General features: G+C 41.6%; 15 protein-coding genes. 10 read left to right on the top strand and 5 right to left on the bottom strand.

Annotated features, from left to right (window positions below):
- The gene (locus O0V13_RS00675; RefSeq protein ID WP_268033067.1) at positions 1-1518 is read left to right on the top strand and encodes an arylsulfatase; all 1518 of its coding nucleotides are present in this window, start codon (positions 1-3) and stop codon (positions 1516-1518) included.
- Here the strand turns inward: O0V13_RS00675 and O0V13_RS00670 are convergent, their stop codons facing one another.
- Positions 1519-2601 carry a serine hydrolase domain-containing protein gene (locus tag O0V13_RS00670; protein ID WP_268033066.1) on the bottom strand — a complete coding sequence of 361 codons (1083 nt, stop codon included), beginning with the start codon at positions 2599-2601 and terminating at the stop codon, positions 1519-1521. It abuts the gene before it with no gap.
- The gene (locus O0V13_RS00665; RefSeq protein WP_268033065.1) at positions 2598-4670 is read right to left on the bottom strand and encodes a S9 family peptidase; all 2073 of its coding nucleotides are present in this window, start codon (positions 4668-4670) and stop codon (positions 2598-2600) included. The genes O0V13_RS00670 and O0V13_RS00665 overlap by 4 nt, the downstream gene beginning before the upstream one ends.
- Positions 4671-4811: 141 nt before the next feature.
- Here O0V13_RS00665 and O0V13_RS00660 point away from each other — a divergent pair, with 141 nt between their 5' ends.
- Positions 4812-6140, top strand: coding sequence for a glucuronyl esterase domain-containing protein (locus tag O0V13_RS00660; RefSeq protein WP_268033064.1), 1329 nt, complete (start codon positions 4812-4814; stop codon positions 6138-6140).
- Between the two features lie 56 nt (positions 6141-6196).
- Here the strand turns inward: O0V13_RS00660 and O0V13_RS00655 are convergent, their stop codons facing one another.
- The gene (locus tag O0V13_RS00655; RefSeq protein WP_268033063.1) at positions 6197-7738 is read right to left on the bottom strand and encodes a M20/M25/M40 family metallo-hydrolase; all 1542 of its coding nucleotides are present in this window, start codon (positions 7736-7738) and stop codon (positions 6197-6199) included.
- Positions 7739-7838: 100 nt separating this feature from the next.
- Positions 7839-8798, bottom strand: coding sequence for a glycoside hydrolase family 43 protein (locus tag O0V13_RS00650; protein ID WP_268033062.1), 960 nt, complete (start codon positions 8796-8798; stop codon positions 7839-7841).
- A 95-nt stretch (positions 8799-8893) separates the two neighbouring features.
- On the opposite strand from O0V13_RS00650, the gene O0V13_RS00645 reads away from it, so the two are divergent.
- The 8 genes from O0V13_RS00645 (at position 8894) to O0V13_RS00610 (ending at position 18467) form a co-directional block, all read left to right on the top strand.
- Complete coding sequence (locus tag O0V13_RS00645) at positions 8894-10444, top strand: glycoside hydrolase family 43 protein (RefSeq protein WP_268033061.1); 1551 nt, start codon at positions 8894-8896, stop codon at positions 10442-10444.
- A 25-nt stretch (positions 10445-10469) separates the two neighbouring features.
- Positions 10470-11624: an aldose epimerase family protein gene (locus O0V13_RS00640; protein ID WP_268033060.1), complete on the top strand. Its 1155-nt coding sequence runs from the start codon at positions 10470-10472 to the stop codon at positions 11622-11624.
- Positions 11625-11917: 293 nt separating this feature from the next.
- The gene (locus tag O0V13_RS00635; RefSeq protein WP_268033059.1) at positions 11918-12805 is read left to right on the top strand and encodes an EboA domain-containing protein; all 888 of its coding nucleotides are present in this window, start codon (positions 11918-11920) and stop codon (positions 12803-12805) included.
- A gap of 36 nt (positions 12806-12841) precedes the next feature.
- The gene (locus tag O0V13_RS00630; RefSeq protein ID WP_268033058.1) at positions 12842-13753 is read left to right on the top strand and encodes a TatD family hydrolase; all 912 of its coding nucleotides are present in this window, start codon (positions 12842-12844) and stop codon (positions 13751-13753) included.
- A 3-nt stretch (positions 13754-13756) separates the two neighbouring features.
- Positions 13757-14671, top strand: coding sequence for a UbiA-like protein EboC (gene eboC, locus O0V13_RS00625; protein ID WP_268033057.1), 915 nt, complete (start codon positions 13757-13759; stop codon positions 14669-14671).
- A gap of 66 nt (positions 14672-14737) precedes the next feature.
- Positions 14738-15889: a 3-dehydroquinate synthase gene (locus tag O0V13_RS00620; protein WP_268033056.1), complete on the top strand. Its 1152-nt coding sequence runs from the start codon at positions 14738-14740 to the stop codon at positions 15887-15889.
- A gap of 3 nt (positions 15890-15892) precedes the next feature.
- Positions 15893-17095, top strand: coding sequence for a metabolite traffic protein EboE (eboE, locus tag O0V13_RS00615; protein ID WP_268033055.1), 1203 nt, complete (start codon positions 15893-15895; stop codon positions 17093-17095).
- Between the two features lies 1 nt (position 17096).
- A complete protein-coding gene (locus O0V13_RS00610) occupies positions 17097-18467 on the top strand; it encodes an alkaline phosphatase family protein (protein ID WP_268033054.1) in 1371 nt (456 codons plus the stop codon).
- On the opposite strand, the gene O0V13_RS00605 is transcribed toward O0V13_RS00610, so the two are convergent.
- The gene (locus O0V13_RS00605; RefSeq protein ID WP_268033053.1) at positions 18464-19018 is read right to left on the bottom strand and encodes an HD domain-containing protein; all 555 of its coding nucleotides are present in this window, start codon (positions 19016-19018) and stop codon (positions 18464-18466) included. The two genes, O0V13_RS00610 and O0V13_RS00605, sit on opposite strands and share 4 nt — an antisense overlap.
- Positions 19019-19024: the final 6 nt, after the last annotated feature.

Here is a 19024-nt window from a genome sequence, read left to right as displayed (position 1 = left end):
ATGAAAAAACTCCTTTATCTATCTCTCATCGCCTTCTATTTTTCCTGTTCTCCCGCAGAGAAAGAACCTCAAAAACCCAATATAGTGTTGATTCTGGCCGATGATTTGGGTTATGGAGAAGTAGGTTTTAATGGTCAAAAGATCATCGAAACACCAGCGATGGACGCCTTGGCGGCAAGTGGAAAGGTTTTTACCAATCACTATTCTGCGGCTCCTGTTTGTGCTCCGGCAAGATGCATGTTGCTGACTGGACTGCATTCCGGGCATGCCTATGTGAGAGGAAATGATGAGTGGAGAGAAAGAGGTGAAGTTTGGGATTATGCCAAAGCTGCTGCTGATCCGAATTTAGAGGGGCAAAGACCGCTGCCATCAGATACCGAGACTTTGGCCAAGATTTTACAGAGAAATGGATACAAAACAGGAATCGTAGGTAAATGGGGTTTGGGAGCTCCTTTGACTGAGAGTATTCCTACGAAAATGGGCTTTGACTATTTCTACGGCTATAATTGTCAGCGTCAAGCTCATAATCTTTATCCCCCTCATATGTGGGAAAACGAGACCAAAATCCCATTGAATAACGAGCTGATTGTGCCAGGGACTAAAATAGATTCTTTAGCAGATCCAAATGATCCAGTTTCATATGCTAAATATGAGCAACAAGAATATGCTCCGGCTTTGATGCAGGAAAAAGCATTGGCTTTTATTGAGGAAAATAAGGATACACCTTTCTTCTTGTATTATGCCTCTCCATTGCCGCATTTACCATTGCAAGTTCCTTCGGAGTATGTGGAGAAATACCGTAAAAAAATAGGTGAGGAAGAATATTACGATGGTAAAAGAGGATATTTCCCAACCCGATACCCAAGAGCTACCTATGCGGCAATGATAGATTTGTTGGACCAGCAAATTGGAGAAGTCCGTGCCAAGTTGGAAGAGTTAGGGCTTTCTGATAATACCATGATCATAGTTACCAGCGATAACGGTCCATCCTATACTGGTGGAGTTGATTTTGATTATTTCAACAGCTCTCAGCCTTTTACCAATGGCTATGGTCATACTAAAGGCTTTGTTTACGAGGGGGGAATCCGAGTTCCAATGTTGGTCAACTGGCCAGGTAAAATTGAGGCTGGAACAAGTTCGGATCACATTTCAGCTTTTTACGATATTCTTCCTACGATCTGCGAATTGATCGGGGTGGAGCCTCCAAAGACGGATGGAAAAAGCTTCCTTTCAGCAATTATGGGCAAAGAACAGGAAGAGCATGATTTCTTGTATTGGGAATTCCCTGAATACGATGGTCAGCAGGCAGTGAGAATGGGCAAATGGAAAGCTGTTCGTCAGCATCTAAACAAAGGCGAAATCAAGACAGAACTATACGATCTTTCAGTGGATCCTCAAGAAGAAAATGATGTCGCTGCAACTAACCCTGAAATTGTCTCCCAAATTGAAGAAATCATGAAAAGGGAGCATACAAAATCAGAAATTGAGCGTTGGCAGATTGGTGCTTTGGGAGACTGATTACCATTTCCCCAAAGCCAAAGTTGCTGCTTCAACCAATCGCATCATATCTGGATGATAATTGTTGTTTAGGATGATGATGGTTTTGTTTTCTTCGATAAATCGAATAATAATGGTCTTGTACCCAGGGTTGTCTCCTGTGTGCATGACCATTTTTCCATATGGGCTGTTTGGATCTAGGTCCCAGCCAAATCCATAGGTGCTTCTTGCTCCATCATTTAATTTGAAAGGAGAAAACGCCTCCTCCAATGTTTTCTGAGACACTAATTGGTCAGTATACAAAGCCTGGTCCCAGATCAAAAGATCCTGGGCATTGGAGCTTACTCTTCCTGGGCCTTTTCTATTTCCCAACCAAAGGGTGTAATCGGAAGATCTGAATTTATTGGCATTGACATAATTCCCCTTTTCATCTTTGAGATGTCCTGCTGCGAAATTTGGGACTTTGGCCTTTTCTTCCAAACTGCGGATCGCTGTATTTTTCATTCCCAAAGGATCGAAAATCCAATCTTTGGAAAGCTCCACAAAATCTCTTCCAGTCGCTTTTTCTACGATACTTGCCAATAAGACATAACCCGTATTGCTGTATTCATAATCATCTCCGGGTTCGAAATTCTTGGGAGGAGCATATTTATTGAGATATTCCAAAATGTCGGGATTTCCAGCTGCCTTCGTTTTATCCCAATGCTCGTCCATTATTGCCTGATAATCCGGGAGCCCCGAAGTGTGCGTCAAAAGGTTTCTGATGGTGATTCCCTTGTAAGGAATATCCAAATATTGAGAAACCGAGTCATCAAAATTCAAAAGACCTTTTTCCTTACAGATCATGATCATCATGGCCGTAAACTGCTTGGAAACAGATGCCATTTCAAAAATATCATCCACTTCCAATGGGATATTGTCTTCAAAGCTCCGCTTTCCAATGGCTTCTTCAAATAGAATTTCGCCCTTGTCAGCCACCAAAACGATTCCTGAAAAACCTTCTTCTTCTGCTCTTTCAAAGGCCTCTTTCAGGACTTTTTCCTGCCCAAAAACAAAAAGTGGAAGAAAAGTGAAAGCGAATACTAATTGAGAGAGTTTTTTCATTGCTTTTGAATTTGTCTTTGGATAAAATCAATAGCTGCTTCATAAGCCGCTACCCAATTTTTATGAAGGATAAACGAATGTACCTCGTCTGGAAACACCAATTGCTCAACTTCTACTCCCTGCTTTCTCAAAACTTCAGCCAATTCTACCGATTCAGAGAAAAGGACGTTTCGATCATCATCCCCATGAATCAACAAAACGGGATCCTTCCAGTTTTCAACATAGGCCATTGGAGAAGATTTGAAAGCCAATTCAGCCATTTCAGGGAATTTTTCCGGGGCATACCAAGAGGCAAAAACGGGAATGTCATTGTTCCAGTTATGGACTCCATGGATATCTACTCCTGCTAAGAATTTCTCTGGCGCTTGAGCCAATCCATGAGCGGTCATAAATCCTCCATAACTTCCTCCCCAAGGGATAATTTGAGAGCTTTCTACATCAGGTCTTCCGGCTAAATAATCGGCCGCCGCCATCAAATCCTGAACTTCACTCGCTCCCCCAGCTCCATAATTGTCTTCCTCACGAAAATCCAACCCATAACCAATCCCGCTTCGATAGTTCAAAGTCAATGCGATAAAGCCATTGGCAGCAAAGTATTGTTGAAGTGCATAGGCATTGCTATAGTATTGAGAATAATTGAAGCCCAAAAGCATCTGTCTCCGGCTTCCTCCATGGATAAAAATGACTGCAGGATATTTTTTTGAAGCATCATGATTGGGAGGTAAAAAAAGCTGCGCCCGTGTTTTGAATCCATCTTCAGCAATCAAATCGATGCCCAGAGGAGTGACCAGGTTTTTCGGAAAATCACTTGGATAAAGTTCTTCTGCCAAAGCTTTTTGCCCTCCGTATTGACGGATCATCGGCCAGGCTGGAGTAGTGGCTGAAGCAGAAAGATAAGCTAGACCATTTTCTATTCGATTAGGAGTCCAGTTGATTTTTCCCGGCTCAGTAAGGTCTTCCAAATTGTAACTTGTCAAGTCCAAACTGATGATTTTCCTTCGTTCGATGTCTCCGATGTTGGTGGTGAGAAGGAGTTCATTTTTTGTGAATGAGGTATTTACTTTTTCTACGATCCCAAAGCCTCGAGTTAGGTGTTTTGTCTCACCATTTTCAGGATTGACTGCATAGAGCTGAACCCAATCATTTCCTTCCCATGGGAATACCAATTCACCTTTTGGAGTCCACCACAATCTTTCATTTTCGGCTGGCAAATCTCTTACTAAAACTGAACCTTTTCCTGCTGGAGCTTTCCATACCTCTTTTGCTTTTAAAGTCGCTAGATCCAAAACACGAATACTCCAAGGGTTAGCTTCTTTATGCGATGTAAAAGGAAGTTTGTTTAAAACATTCGGGACTCTCACATAGGCCAATTTGCTCCCATCCGGGCTCCAAGCTGGATAGCTGTCATGATCCAAGCTAGTTTCTGGATAGCTGAGTGTTTTGTTTTCAAGATCCCAAAGTCCGATATAGGAATGGTCTCTTCGGTTGGAAACGAAGGATATCAATTTCCCATTGGGAGAAAAACTGTATTGCTGGATATTTCCTCTCGCAGAAAATATGGTTTTTGGACTTTCTTGTAAGTTTTCAAGGGAAATGGATTTTAGGTCTTTTCCAGCTTTGAAAATGAGCATTTTTCCATCTGGCGAAAAAACAGGCCCACTTCCAGGGCCAAGCAATTGGTCTTTTCCAGATTCAAGATCGATTAGGTGAATCTGAAATTCAGTACTGACCTGCAATTGGGCAGGATTTGCTGCTTCTCCTGCAGGGTTTTTCGAATTTCCACTAACATAGGCCAGTGTTTTTCCTTCAGGAGAAAAGACCAATGAACCTACATCTATTCCTACATCCCCTTTGTAATTGGTGATTTTCTGAGTTTGATACTCTGGTGCTTTTGCAAAGAAAATATTTCTCTCACCTTCTGAATTGAAGACCCAGGCAATTGATTTCCCTTGAGGATCGGCAGTCAGATTGGTTGGAAAAGGAGCTGAGAGATAAGTGGAAATTTCTTGACCAAAGCCAGAAGCAAAAATGAATAGAAGTTGGAGGGTGAGAAGTAAGTGTTTTTTCATACAGAATTAAGCTTGAAGACAATTTAGTCAACCCAAAGCCGCATTCAAAGCTTGTAAATCACCATTGGACCATAAATCAAAAAAAATCAGGAATTAGCTGAAAAATGGATAGTTTATATAATCCTCAAACCCAAAACAACCATGAAAAAGTTATTTCTAAGCTCATTTTTTACAGTAATAATTGTTGCGGTAGGTTTTTCACAAATTTCTCAAGCTGCAAGAGATTCCATTCGTAAACTTTCACAGGAAGACCATCAGTTAATGATGAATAGATTGGGAATTGAAGCCCTTCGGCCTGGTCCTTCAGGAAATCCAGAAGCTCCGAATGCTGCAAATGCTGATGAGAGCAAAGCCAAACAATATGAATCGGTGCCTGATCCTTTGCTTTTTGAAAATGGGAAAAGGGTAAATAGTCCCAAAGATTGGGAAAGCCGAAAATTGGAAATTTTTGAATTGTTTGATCGAGAAATGTATGGTAAGACTCCTGTAAAGTTGCCTGATGTGACTTGGGAGATTTTGTTGGAAAAAGATTCTGTGATAGGAGATGTGGAGGTTTTGTACCGGAAAATGAAAGGTGTCGTGGATAATTCGGCTTTCCCAGAAATAGAGGTGGCGATTGATTTTGAATATGGAGTTCTCAAAAATGCCCCATCCAAAGTTCCTCTAGTTATGGAATTTGGGTGGAATTGGCCCCCGAATATTCAACGACCTAAGCCAGAAGGTCCAAGTTGGCAAGAACAGTTGGTTCGTGAAGGCTGGGGTTTTGGTGTGATTATTCCCACAAGTTATCAGGCTGACAATGGTGCCGGATTACGAGCAGGAATCATCGGTTTGGTCAATCGAGGGGAAGCAAGAGAATTGGACGATTGGGGGACTTTGAAAGCTTGGGCTTGGGGAGCTAGCAAGGCTTTGGATTTTTTGGAGACAGACCCAAAAGTAGATTCCAGAAAAGTTGCTATCGAAGGCTTGTCTAGGTATGGGAAAGCCGCATTGGTTGCCTTGGCTTATGAGCCAAGATTCTCTATAGGATTGATTGGTTCTTCGGGCGCAGGAGGAGCTAAATTGCTAAGAAGGGTGTTTGGTGAGCAAGTGGAGAATTTGGCAGCTTCTGGTGAATATCATTGGTTCGCTCCCAATTTTATCAAGTACGCCGGATCATTGACACCCAATGATTTGCCTGTAGATGCACATGAATTAATTGCTCTCTGTGCACCTCGTCCAGTTTTTATTTCAGTGGGCTCACCGGAGGTGGAGGGAAATTGGATTGATGGAAAAGGGATGTTTGATGCAGCGGTTTTAGCAGGCCCAGTTTATGAGTTGTTAGGTAAAAAAGCATTGCCGACTTCCGAATTCCCTCCCTTAGGCACTTATTTGGATCAAGGGGATATTGCTTTTCGTCAACATGAGGGTGGACATACTGTCGGACCAAATTGGCCCTATTTTATTCATTGGGCTCAAAGGTATTGGTAATAAAAAAATGCCCAGCAGAATTCTGCTGGGCATTTATATAAAAACTTGGAAAGGAATTAATCCATTCCTCCTTTTCTCGTTGGAGATCTCATCGCAGGCCATTCAGTTGGCTTGCCATCTCTTCCAATTGGAATTCTTCTTTCTCTGGAAACCATGTCTGGCTCTTCGCAAGCCATGTAAACCATGATTGCAGCCATGATTACATTGTTTTGAACATCATCAAAAACAATCTTGTCATAGGTGTCCAAGTTGGTATGCCAAGTGTAGTTGAAGTAAGACCAGCTCAAAGAACTTAAAGAGAAGGCAGGAACTCCAGCAGCTACAAACGAAGCGTAGTCAGACCCGCCGCCACCAGGGTTGCCAGGGAAGGAAGTGTTGATGTCTCTTGTAATCTCTCTTGGTACTTCAGACATCCATCTGCCTAGGTACTCATAACTATCCACGAATCCCTGACCTGATACATTGGCAACTCTACCAGTTCCATTATCCTGATTGAATAGCGCTTGGATTTTTTCAACGATTTCTGGATGATCTTCTACGAAAGCTCTTGAGCCATTCAATCCTTGCTCCTCAGAACCCCAATGCCCCACCAAAATGGTTCTTTTTGGGTTAGGATAGACTTTCTTCAAAACTCTCATCACTTCCATCATCATGATGGTACCAGTACCGTTGTCTGTTGCGCCAGTTCCGCCATCCCACGAGTCAAAGTGAGCAGAAAGCATTACGTATTCGTCAGGCTTTTCTGTTCCTTTGATTTCTGCGATAGTGTTGAAAGTTGGCTGAACACCAGTTTCTTTGGATTGAGCATTCAAGTTAATAACAGGCTTCTTGCCGCTTTCAGCTAATCGGTAAAGCAATCCATAATCTTCTAAAGAAAGGTCTACAGTCGGAACGGACTTAGTGTATGCGGAGAAGATTTTATTTGCTCCAAAGCCTCTTGACCAGTAGCTGGTGATGATTCCCAAAGCACCTGCATCTTCTAAAGCTTGAGGAAGTTCTCTTCTTCCCAAACCAGTATTCTCGATTCTTTTATTCCAAGCTTGCTCAAAAGCAGCTCTATCTTCTTTCATTTTCTCGAAAGACTCATCAGTAGCCCACTCTTCCCAGTTGTAGTCTGGACGACCGGTAAACTGAGGAACAGATATCATCACATATTTACCTTTGACACTTGGAAGCCAAGCTTTGAAAGCTGCTTCATCAGCTACTTCAGGAAGAGCGACAACTTCACCAGTTGCACCGCCTTTTGGAGATGCCGGAGACCAAGCTAGTTGCATCCCGGAAAGAGATCTCACCCAAGGTTCCATCATGTCGATGTGAGTGATTCCACGATCCCATCCTCTCCATTCGCCCCATTGTTGGTTTTCCGCAGGTATTCCCCAAGTAGCATATTTTTCAACAGCCCAATCATGAGCTTCTTGCATTTGAGGGGTTCCGACCAATCTCGGCCCGATCCCATCCATTAATTCATGGGCTAATTCTTTCAGTTGAGAGTTTTCTTTCTCTTCTGCGATGATCTTTTCAATCACCTGGTCTTGAGCCTGTGCTTTCATTCCGAAAAGCAACAAAAGACCCATTCCAAATAGGTAGCGTTTCTTCATAGTTTTTTGTTTAGACTTTAAAATTAGTCTAATGAGAAAGAATTATGGGAACCGCTGGTGGAAAGGCTAGAGTTGAGAAGGATTAAAGAAAGGGGGTGATTTAATCAATTTCAAGAAGCGAAAAACTCCCTTTTTTGACTTCCAAAATATCGGAGTCAGATCCGTTTTTGGAAAAATGGAGTTCGATCAAGGCTGCCTTCCTAGGAGAAACATCCAACTCAGAATTGTGAGTGTGCAGTATATATCTGAGCTTTCCATCTTTATCCACAAAATAGTCTCCATGTCCTGTACCATTGATTCCTGAATCTGACCTATCAAAAATCGGATTGTTTGGGCTTTTGGTCCAAGGCCCCATTGGGTTTTTGCTGGTTGCATAGCCAACTGCATAGTCTGGGTTTCGGAAATCATTGGCGGAGTAGATGAAATAGTAAAGGTTTTGATGTTTGATAATTGCAGGACCTTCTGAAACAGTCCAATCAACATTTTGGGTGTTTTCCCAAAGCTCCTCCGCGTGTAAGCAATAGGTTAGGCTTTCCTCTTTGATTCCTGAAAAATCATCTTTCAGTTCTGCTACAAAGAGTCGATTTCCTTCTGTCAGGCGTACATGATACAGATATTTTTTGCCATCGGTGTCGATGAAAATATAGGGGTCAATTTGCTTGACGGGAGCCGGGAGAGCTTTTAATTCTTTTTGTTTAAACGGCCCCAAAGGACTATCTGAAGTAGCTATCGCAATGTTTTCATTTGCAGTGTATGCCATATAGAAAAGGCCTTCGAATTCAAATACTTGTGGTGCCCAAAAACCTGTTTCTCCAAAGGATTCTCCTTTTTTGAGAGCGTATCCCTCATTTTTGGTTGATTTTTTCCAAGACTCAAGATCTTCGGAAAGATAGACTTCAAAACCTAGGTTTTTGTCATTGCCACTGGTTCCATAGAGGTAATAAGTCCCGTCATGATAAAAAATAGAGGGGTCAGCTAAGTAAATTGGCTCTTTTTCAGTCAAAGATGTCGATCCTATCGTCCAAAAAAGAAAAGAGATGAGGAGGTGAAAAGAATGCATTTTTAAGTTTAATAAAATTACACAGCTATTCATGTAGTTTTTTCAAATAGGTTTTCTATTTGCTTTATATTGAGTCCTTAATTTGCTCCAAACCCATGAAAAACCTATTCCGCAGCAGGAATATTTTTATTGTTCTTGTTTTGTTTTTGATTAATTCCGAAAAGATTTTTTCCCAGTCAGGATCTTTTGACAACCCAGTTTTGGCGGGTGATCGTCCCGATCCAACGGTAGTCAAAATCGGAGATTCCTATTATGCATCTGCCACTTCCAATGAATGGGCTCCTCTGTTTCCCATCTTTAAGTCCAATGATTTGGTGAATTGGGAATTGGTGAACTATGTATTTCCAGATGGGGCGCCAGATTGGGCGAAAAATAACTTTTGGGCACCCGAACTTTCCTATGATGAAAACCAGGGGAGAATATATGCCTACTACACCGCACGGGACAAAGAAAGCAACCGTCTGAGTGTGGCCGTTGCCAGTGCCGATTCTCCTGAGGGAATGTTTCGGGATCATGGACCATTGGTGGCACAAGAGTACGGTTCGATTGATGCTTTTGAAACAAGAGATGAAAATGGAAAGCTCTACGTTCTGTGGAAAGAAGATGGGAATAGCAAAGGTCAGGATACACCTATCTGGGCACAGGAGATCAATGAAGAAAGAACTGAATTGATCGGAGAAAAACATGAACTTTTCCGAAATGATCAGCCATGGGAAGGTTGGCTTGTGGAAGGAGTGGCTATTTTTCGAAAAAACGGATATTTCTATGCGACTTATTCAGCCCGTGGATGTTGTGAAATCACCTGCGACTATGTAACAGGAGTTGCTAGAAGCAGGACTCTCTTGGGGCCTTGGGAAAAGTACAATATGAACCCCATACTACAAGATAATGAGGAATGGAAGTGTGCGGGACACGGTACAGTAGTTGAAAAAGGCGGAGATTTTTGGATGCTTTATCATGCCTACAATACAGAAGGGAGTGTTTACGTCGGGAGACAGGGAGTTTTGGAAAAGATCAACTGGACTGCTGATGGATGGCCGGTTTTAGAAAATAAAGCAGGATATGAGAGAAGCAAAGAATCACTTGAATTCAGAGATGATTTCGAGGAAAAATTAGATCCGGTTTGGCAATGGAGGGTAACTCAGGATATCCAGTTTGAGACGGGTAAAGAAGGACTGAAATTGTTTGCTTCTGAGGAAAATGAAAACTTGGGCACCTTGTTGGTTCAGGGGACAAAGTCTCTGAATTACCGATATGAGGCAACAATCATTCCCAATGATGATGCTTCAGCTGGGTTGGCTTTAATCGGTGGAGCAAACAATGGTTTTGGAGCGCCGGTTGCCGGAATGGGGATTTCAGTCCAGGCAGATCTAGTCACTTTTTGGCAAGTAATAGATAAGAAAAGAGAAGTTTTTGCCACTCAGACTATTCCGAGAGAACATCCTGTGCAATTAATTTTGAACATGGAAGATGGCTATAGAATGTCTGTTTCCGTGAAGGTTGAAGGGTCAACAATTGAACTGGGAGGGGAAAAGGACGTGAAGCATCTTGTGCCTTGGGGAATGGGGTTCCGACTAGGTTTGGTTTCCAAAGGACCTGAAAATTCCTTTAGTCAATTCAAATCAGTTCGAATCCAATCTTTTTAAGAATTAACAGTGAAACTTAAATAATATGAAGACAATAAAATTGATCAATTTTCTCAGCTTGTTAGTAATCTCAGGATGGCTAGCAGCCTGTGGAAACAAACCTTCCGAAAATGCAGAACAAGAGGAAGAAGTAGTCGAAGAAAAATCATTTGGAAATACATTTAAAGGAAAAGAAGTGCAACTATTTGAAATCAAGAATACCAATGGTCTCAAAATGAAAGTGACCAATTTTGGGGCAAGGGTAACTGAACTTTGGGTGCCAGATAAAAATGGGAATCCTGTGGATATCGTATTGGGATTTAATACACTGGATGAATACCTGAATAGCAGTGAAAAATATATCGGAGCTTCCATAGGAAGGTATGGAAACCGCATCGCGAATGGTGAATTTACCCTGAATGATGTGGTATATAAATTACCAATAAATAACAACGGGCAAACCCTTCATGGTGGTCCTGGAGGGTTTGACTGGGTGGTTTGGGATGCTCAAAAAGTTGCAGACAATAGCATTGAGTTTAGCTATAAATCCCCAGATGGCGAGGAAGGATTTCCAGGTGAGTTGTTGGTGAAAATGGTCTATACCTTGACGGATGAAAATGAATTTAAGGTTACCTATGAGGCAGAAACAGACCAAGCTACTCCTGTTAATTTGACTCATCATTCCTTCTTCAATCTGAATGGAGCAGGTGAGGGGACTATCTTAAATCATGAACTGCAGCTGAATGCTTCCAAGTATACTCCTGTGAATGGTGTTTTGATCCCGACTGGAGAAATTTTAGAAGTTTCAGGTACTCCATTTGATTTTACCTCTTCCACAGCTATCGGCGCAAGAATCGAAAATGAAAATGAGCAATTGGGCTTTGGTGGAGGATATGATCACAACTGGGTGTTGGATAAAAGTTCTAAAGATCTTACTCAAGCAGCGGTAGTTTCATCTCCGCAAACCGGGATTAAAATGGAGGTTTGGACCACTGAGCCAGCGATCCAGTTCTACAGCGGAAACTTTCTGGACGGAACCATTCACGGAAAAGAAGGCAAATCTTATGATTTTCGAGGGGCTTTTTGTTTAGAGACCCAGCACTATCCAGATTCTCCTAATCAGCCAAATTTTCCTTCTACGATTTTAAATCCCGGAGAAAAATATGAGCAAACTTGTATTTACAAATTTGATGTAAAATAGTCCGTAATAGGCTATAAACTTTGTAGGTGATCGCGCCTTTGTCCAGAATGTGATGAAGGTGCGGTCTTTTTTTTGGTCTGATTGTTTTCAAAGTTTCAGCTAGTCTAGCATTTATGTGAATGTTTTAAATTCTTAGGTTCTTATATGAGTGCTGTTTTTGTGATTTGGATAGGTAATTGATTATGATTTTTCTCATAAAGAGCCTATTTCTAGGCTCCATTCCTCTAAAACAAGATGCATTTTGTTGAAGGATTGAGTTTATTTGAGAATTGAAGAATAAGTACTGTAATTAGATGGCTTCCACCCAAGATATACTCAAATTCCTTTCAGGGATTTTATCGAAAAATGCAGAAGAAAAGTCATTGAATTGGCTCTCTCAGAAAGCAGAGAAAATTCAATCCTCAGGTTCACCCAATGCTTTCTTTCTAGCTTTCAGTCAGGCATCTCGTTTTTTCTCCAAAGAGAAATTGCAACTTGACGAAGCGGATAAAAATAAGGCTGATGAACTGGTAGCTGGCTATGAGCCGGAATTTTGGAATGTGCTGCAAACTGCAAGAACCTATTTGCTTTTGTCTTATCCCCAGGATAAAGAGGCGTGGTTTTCAGCGGTCAATCAGTTGTTTGAAACTGCTGATATGCACGAACATCAGGCTCTATTTGCAGCTCTTCCGTTGATGCCTTTTCAGGAAGATTTGGTAGATCGGGCGATAGATGGATGCAGAACCAATGTTGCGCTGATATTCGATGCAATCGCCTTGAACAATCCTTATCCTGCCAAGTATTTTCCTGAAGCAAACTGGAATCAAATGGTGCTTAAAGCTGTTTTCATGCAGCGCCCTCTTTATAGAATTCAGAGTCAGGATTCGAGAAGTAATCCGGCTTTAGCGGAAATTGCCAGAGATTTTGCTCATGAAAGATGGGCAGCAGGAAGAAACGTAATGCCAGAATTATGGCGTTTAGTTTCACCTTTCTTGAATGAAAAATATTTGGAAGACCTTCAAAAGGTAATGAGTTCCAAAGATGATTTGGAATTGGCAGGTGGAGCCTTGGCTTTATTCAATTGTCCATCAGGCGCTGGAAAGACACTTTTGAGCGAATTTCCTACATTAGCATCCCAAATCGAATCTGGAGAGATCACTTGGGAGAAGGTAGGCAAGGAATATCAGGACACCCGAGTTTAAGAGATAAACAATTACTCCAAATAAATCATAGAAATCATGTCAATGTACATTGATCCACATATTCACCTTGTGTCCCGTACAACGGATGATTACGAGGCAATGCAAAAAGCCGGAATCGTGGCGACAATTGAGCCTGCTTTCTGGTTAGGTCAGCCACGAACAGAGGTTGGTAGCTTCAAGGACTATTTCAGTACCTTGGTAGGCTGGGAAAGATTCAGAGCAAGTCAGTTTGGTATCGTGCATTATTGCACCATGGGCTTGAACTCCAAAGAAGCAAATAATATTGCTTTGGCTGAGCAAGTGATGGAATTGTTGCCGCTTTATGTTGGAAAAGAAGGTGTGGTTGCCATCGGTGAGATCGGTTATGATGATCAGACTGAGGCCGAAGATAGGTTCTACAGAGAGCAGCTTGAATTGGCCAAAGAAGTGGATCTTCCGGTATTGATTCATACTCCTCACAGAGACAAGAAAAAAGGAACTTACAGATCCATGGATGTTGCTGAGGAGCATGGAATGGATCCAGGGTGGATCATCGTGGATCATAACAATGAAGAAACTGTAAAAGAGGTTTTGGATCGTGGATATTGGGCAGGATTTACCATTTACCCACATACCAAGATGGGTTCTGAGCGTATGGTGGAAATCGTGAAGCAATACGGCCCAGAAAGAATTATCGTCAATTCTGCAGCGGATTGGGGGATTTCGGATCCTTTGGCAGTGCCAAAAACAGCTGACTTGATGAGAAAAATGGGGGTTCCTGAGGAGCATGTTCAGATGGTGACTTACAGGAATGCACTTACAGCATTCTCTCTATCCGGTCAAATGGATGAAAATGATTGGCTTCAGGCTCCACCTATTGACCAAACCAAAAAAATGAGTGGAAATTCAGTGCTTCGTGGAGGTCAGGTTCCAAGAGTAGAAGGGCCTGCCGACAGAGTAGAAAACTAATACATGGCAAAAGGAGGAATTTTTCCATACCTACAGCTAACCCGCCCAGCTAATGTAGTCACAGCGATTGCAGACATCTGGGCGGGTTTTGCAATTGCTGGAGGATGGACTTATATGATTTCCAATTGGGAAAAAGGAAGCACTGATTTCTGGCAGAATCTGCTTTGGCTTTCTTTGAGTACGATTGGATTATACGCTGGAGGCGTGGCCTTCAATGATATTGCAGATGCAGAATTGGACGCTGAAGAGAGACCGGAGAGACCGATCCCAAGTGGAAGAGCAAACAAAAATACTGCAATCATTTTCGCTACTTCTTTGTTGGTGTTTGGAGTGGCGATGGCTTTCCTGGTCAATTGGATTGCCGGAGTTTTGGCAATAGCAGTATCTCTCTGCGCCTTATTATATGATTATTGGGGCAAGCATCAATCCATTTTGGGTCCAGTCAATATGGGGCTCTGCCGCACTGGAAATTTGCTTTTGGGAATATCTGTCGCTCCAGAGGTCTTGGAAAAGCTTTGGCCTATTGGCGTTTTACCTTTGATCTATGTTGCGGCCATTACTATGGTCAGTCGGGGAGAAGTACATGGGAAAAACAAAAAGGCGCTCTATGGAGGCTTTTTCATGTACATCTTTGTGGTTTTGGCGATCTATGGATTGGCAAAGTTTCAGGGGCCAGATTATAAAGAAGTGTTCCCTTTCTTAGTCTTGTTAAGTTATATGATTTTCCCTCCTTTAGGAAAAGCCATCAAAACTCAAGACCCAAAAATGATCGGAAAATCAGTAAAAGCAGCTGTTATTTCCTTGATTATTGTCAATTCTTCACTCACAGCTGCCTTTGCAGGATGGGAAATCGGCGCAATTGTTTTATTGTTGCTTCCTATTTCTTTATGGCTGGCTAAGAAGTTTGCCGTGACTTGATTTAATTTGGGATTGGTTTTCACCCCTTTTGAGAACTTTCTTACCCTATTATTCCTTATCAATTGCATGAATACCATTATTAAGCAGCGATTTTCGGTACCATTTGAGTATCCGGTTTGTTTCTCAGAGAATATCTTCGATCCAGAAAATCGGAGTTTTGCTGCAATTTTGGAGCAAGGAAAACAGGTGAAAACCTTCTTTGTAATTGATAGTGGAGTGGCGGACTCGCATCCTGATTTGATCGAAAATATTCAGGAATATGCAAAGGCATATGAGTCTATTTTTTATTTATGTACAGAGCCTTTAGTGGTTCCAGGTGGAGAGGCTTGTAAAAACGATCCTTCTGTTTATGAAAAAATTGTGGAGGCAACTCACATCCATGGGATAGACCGACATTCATATATCGTGGCGATTGGTGGAGGAGCAGTATTGGATATGGCAGGATTTGCTGCGGCTATCTCTCACAGAGGTATTCGTTTGGTCAGAGTTCCAACCACCGTTCTTTCTCAAAATGATTCGGGAGTTGGAGTAAAAACTTCAGTCAATTCTTTCGGAAAGAAAAACTACCTAGGGACTTTTACCCCTCCAGTGGCTGTAATCAATGATTTTGAGTTTTTGAAAACATTGGATGATAGAGACTGGAGAAGTGGAATTTCCGAAGCTATCAAAGTGGCTTTGATTAAGGATTTGTCCTTTTTCGAGTGGCTAGAAGATAATGCTTTAGCTATGGCAGATCGTCAGATGGAGCCTATGCAACAGCAAATTATCCGTTCTGCTCAGATGCATTTAGATCACATTGCTGGTAAAGATCCTTTTGAATTTGGTTCTTCCAGACCCTTGGATTTTGGTCATTGGGCAGCGCACAAATTGGAGCATTTGAGCAACTACCGTGTTCGTCACGGAGAAGCTGTGGCTTTGGGGATTGCCTTGGACTCTACTTATTCCTTTTTAAAAGGAATGATCTCCAAAGGAGAATTGGATAGAATAATCACCCTGATTCAAAATCTTGGTTTTGAACTATATCAACCAGAATTGTCTGGTGAAAACCTGCTCAAAGGATTAAAAGAATTTCAGGAGCATCTAGGAGGTCAGTTGACCATTATGCTTTTGGAAAAATTGGGTAAAGGAGTAGAAGTACATGAAATGGATCATGATCTGATTCTTCAAGCCATTGGCATGCTCCAGGAATGGAATGCTTTGGCTCCTACAAAACACTAATTCATGAAGTTTTCAAACTTTCATTTAAGCTATTGTAGCAATATCCACCCTGGTGAAAGCTGGGAGGCTACTTTTGATAATTTAAAACATTATATCCCGGAGGTTCGAAAAAACCTGGATTTCAAAGAACCATTTGGTATCGGTTTGAGACTTTCTCATGAGGCGAGTTTGATTTTGGAAAAGCCAGAAGAATTGGCTCGTTTTCATACTTGGCTTCAAAAGGAAAATGCCTACGTTTTTACACTGAATGGATTTCCTTACGGGGACTTTCACAGAACGGTAGTCAAAGACCAAGTTCATTTTCCTGATTGGACCACTCCTGAGCGAAAAGATTATACCATACGATCCTTCAAGATTTTAGCTCAATTACTTCCTAATGGTCAGGATGGAGGAATTTCTACTTCTCCTGTTTCTTATAGACATTGGTTCAAGACTCAAGAAGCTTTTGATCAAGGCATGGAAGTCGCGACTTCCCATTTGATGGAAGTGGTGACTGAACTTGCAAAGATTGAAGCTGAAACCGGTAAGTTATTGCATTTGGATATTGAGCCGGAGCCGGATGGGATTTTGGAAAATTCAGATGAAATGGTCTGGTTGTTCACGGATTGGCTTTTGCCAAAAGGAGCGCCAGAGCTGGCAAAAACATTGGGAATTAGCCCTATAGAATCAGAAGCTTTGATCAGGCGCCATATTCAGGTTTGCTATGATGTGTGCCATTTCGCTATTGTCTATGAAAAACCAGAAGAGACATTTGAAAAGTTTGCGAAAGCAGGATTAAAAATCGGAAAGGTTCAGATCTCAGCGGCCTTGAAATTGATGTTGGATCAAGAAAGAGGTATTCTAAAGGATCAACTGTCTGAATTTGCTGAGTCTACCTACCTCCATCAAGTAGTGGGTAGAAATTCCGATGGAAGCTTGATTTCGTATCCAGATCTTCTGCCAGCTTTGGAAAAATTGGAGGATGCGAAAGAAGAAGAGTGGAGAATTCATTTCCATGTTCCAGTTTTCATGAAAAAATATGGAGAGTTTGAATCTACAAACTTCCTGATTGAAGAAGTCTTGAAAGTGCTTCAATCGAAACCCGAATTAAGCAATCACTTGGAGGTAGAAACCTACACTTGGGAAGTATTGCCTCCTGAATCCCGACTTCCTTTGGCTGAATCGATCAGTAGAGAATTGGCTTGGGTGATTTCACAATTGAATTAAGATGCAAAAGACTGTCGTAATTGATATCGTAGCTTTGTCCTCCAGAGTAATCGGAGAGCATACGCCATTTTTAAAATCTTGGATGGATAAGCATAAAAAGGCTGTTGTTGAGCCGGTGCTTCCTGCTGTTACCTGTAGTGCCCAATCGGCTTATTTGACTGGAGAAATGCCTTCCAAAAACGGAATCGTTGGAAATGGATGGTACTTTCAAGATGAATGCGAAATCAAATTCTGGCGTCAGTCAAACCGTCTGGTTCAGTCCCCAAAAATCTGGGACAAACTCAAAGCTGAAAACCCTGAGTTCACTTGCGCCAATATGTTCTGGTGGTACAATATGTATTCCTCTGTGGATTATGCGGTGACGCCACGACCATTGTATCCCTCTGATGGGAGAAAACTTCCAGATTGTCATAGCCAACCGATGGAGCTTCGGGATAAACTTCAAAAAGAATTGGGTCAGTTTCCCTTGTTCTCTTTTTGGGGACCCAATACAAACACAAGCTCGACCAAATGGATCGCAGATGCGGCCAAAAAAGTCGACGAATGGTATAATCCTACATTGAACCTGATCTATCTCCCTCATTTGGATTACGGACTTCAGAAGTATGGGATAGATTTCGATAAAATCAGTAAGGATTTGAATGAGATCGATGATATCGTCAAAGATTTGATTACCTACTTTGAAAACTCAGGTGCTCAGGTATTGGTGCTTTCTGAATATGGAATTACTTCTGTATCTAGACCAATTCACATCAATCGAATACTCAGATCTGCAGGATGGATTGAGGTGAAAAATGAATTGGGGCTAGAGACTTTAGACGCTGGGACTTCCAAGGCATTTGCAGTTTCGGATCATCAGGTAGCCCATGTTCATATTCAAGATCCTTCCATCTATGATCAGGTGAAAAGCCTTTTGGAGAATACTCCTGGGATTGAGATGGTTCTAGATGAAAAAGGGAAGAAGAAATATGGATTGGATCATGAGAGATCTGGTGACTTAGTGGTAGTGGCAGATAAAGATTCCTGGTTTACTTATTATTTCTGGTTGGATGATTCCAAGGCTCCAGATTATGCCAGATGCGTGGATATTCATAAAAAGCCGGGTTATGACCCAGTAGAGTTGTTTTTGGATCCAAAGATTAAAGTTCCAATTCTAAAAGTGGGATCGAAAGTGCTGAAGAAAAAGCTAGGCTTTAGGTATTTGATGGATGTGATTCCTTTGGAAGCTAGCTTGGTAAAAGGAGCTCATGGAAGGATTCCTGAAGATGATGCGGATAAGCCGGTTTTGATCGGAAATGAAAAATTGGTCAAAGAAGGAAAAATCCAGCCTACGGATGTTTTTGATGTGATTTACAAAGCTGTAAAAGGTTAAACCAAGTTTAGCTTTTCTTTCACAGACTCAATGTTTGCCAGTTTTTTGGGTTCTCTGTTTTTCTTGCAATAATCAGTATGGTATTGGTGCTTTTCTAAAAAAGTAAGCTGTAACTCATTCCATGCTTGCTCTGAAAAGCTAGGGTTGAAGTGCTTCAATTCTTCAAAAAGTGCTCCACCTTGTCTTTCAAAATCCTCTGTGCCTAAATATTCCAAATCGGCATCAGCGATGATTCGTTCAAGTTTATTGGTAGGACTTTGAGGAATCTTGGTGGCCATGATCATTCCACAAACTTTGTCCATTTCTTCAGAGCTCAGGTCTTTTCCCAAATACTCTTTGGCAATGCCACATCCGATTTCTTCGTGGTTTTTCGGATTTTCAATAAACCCGGTATCGTGGAATAAAGATGCCAATCGTAATAATTCACGGTCTTTCTCCGATACATCTTCAATTCTGGCTAGAAATTGAGCTTTTTGCATCACATATTCAGTGTGAGCAAGATTATGATAGGTCAAATAGGAGGGTAATTTCTCCAAGATGTTCCTATACACCTTATT

The sequence above is a fragment of the Algoriphagus sp. PAP.12 genome, from assembly GCF_026652115.1.
Lineage (GTDB): Bacteria > Bacteroidota > Bacteroidia > Cytophagales > Cyclobacteriaceae > Algoriphagus.
The sequence above is the reverse complement of the archived record's forward strand: the minus strand, read 5'-3'. Positions and strand labels throughout refer to the sequence as shown.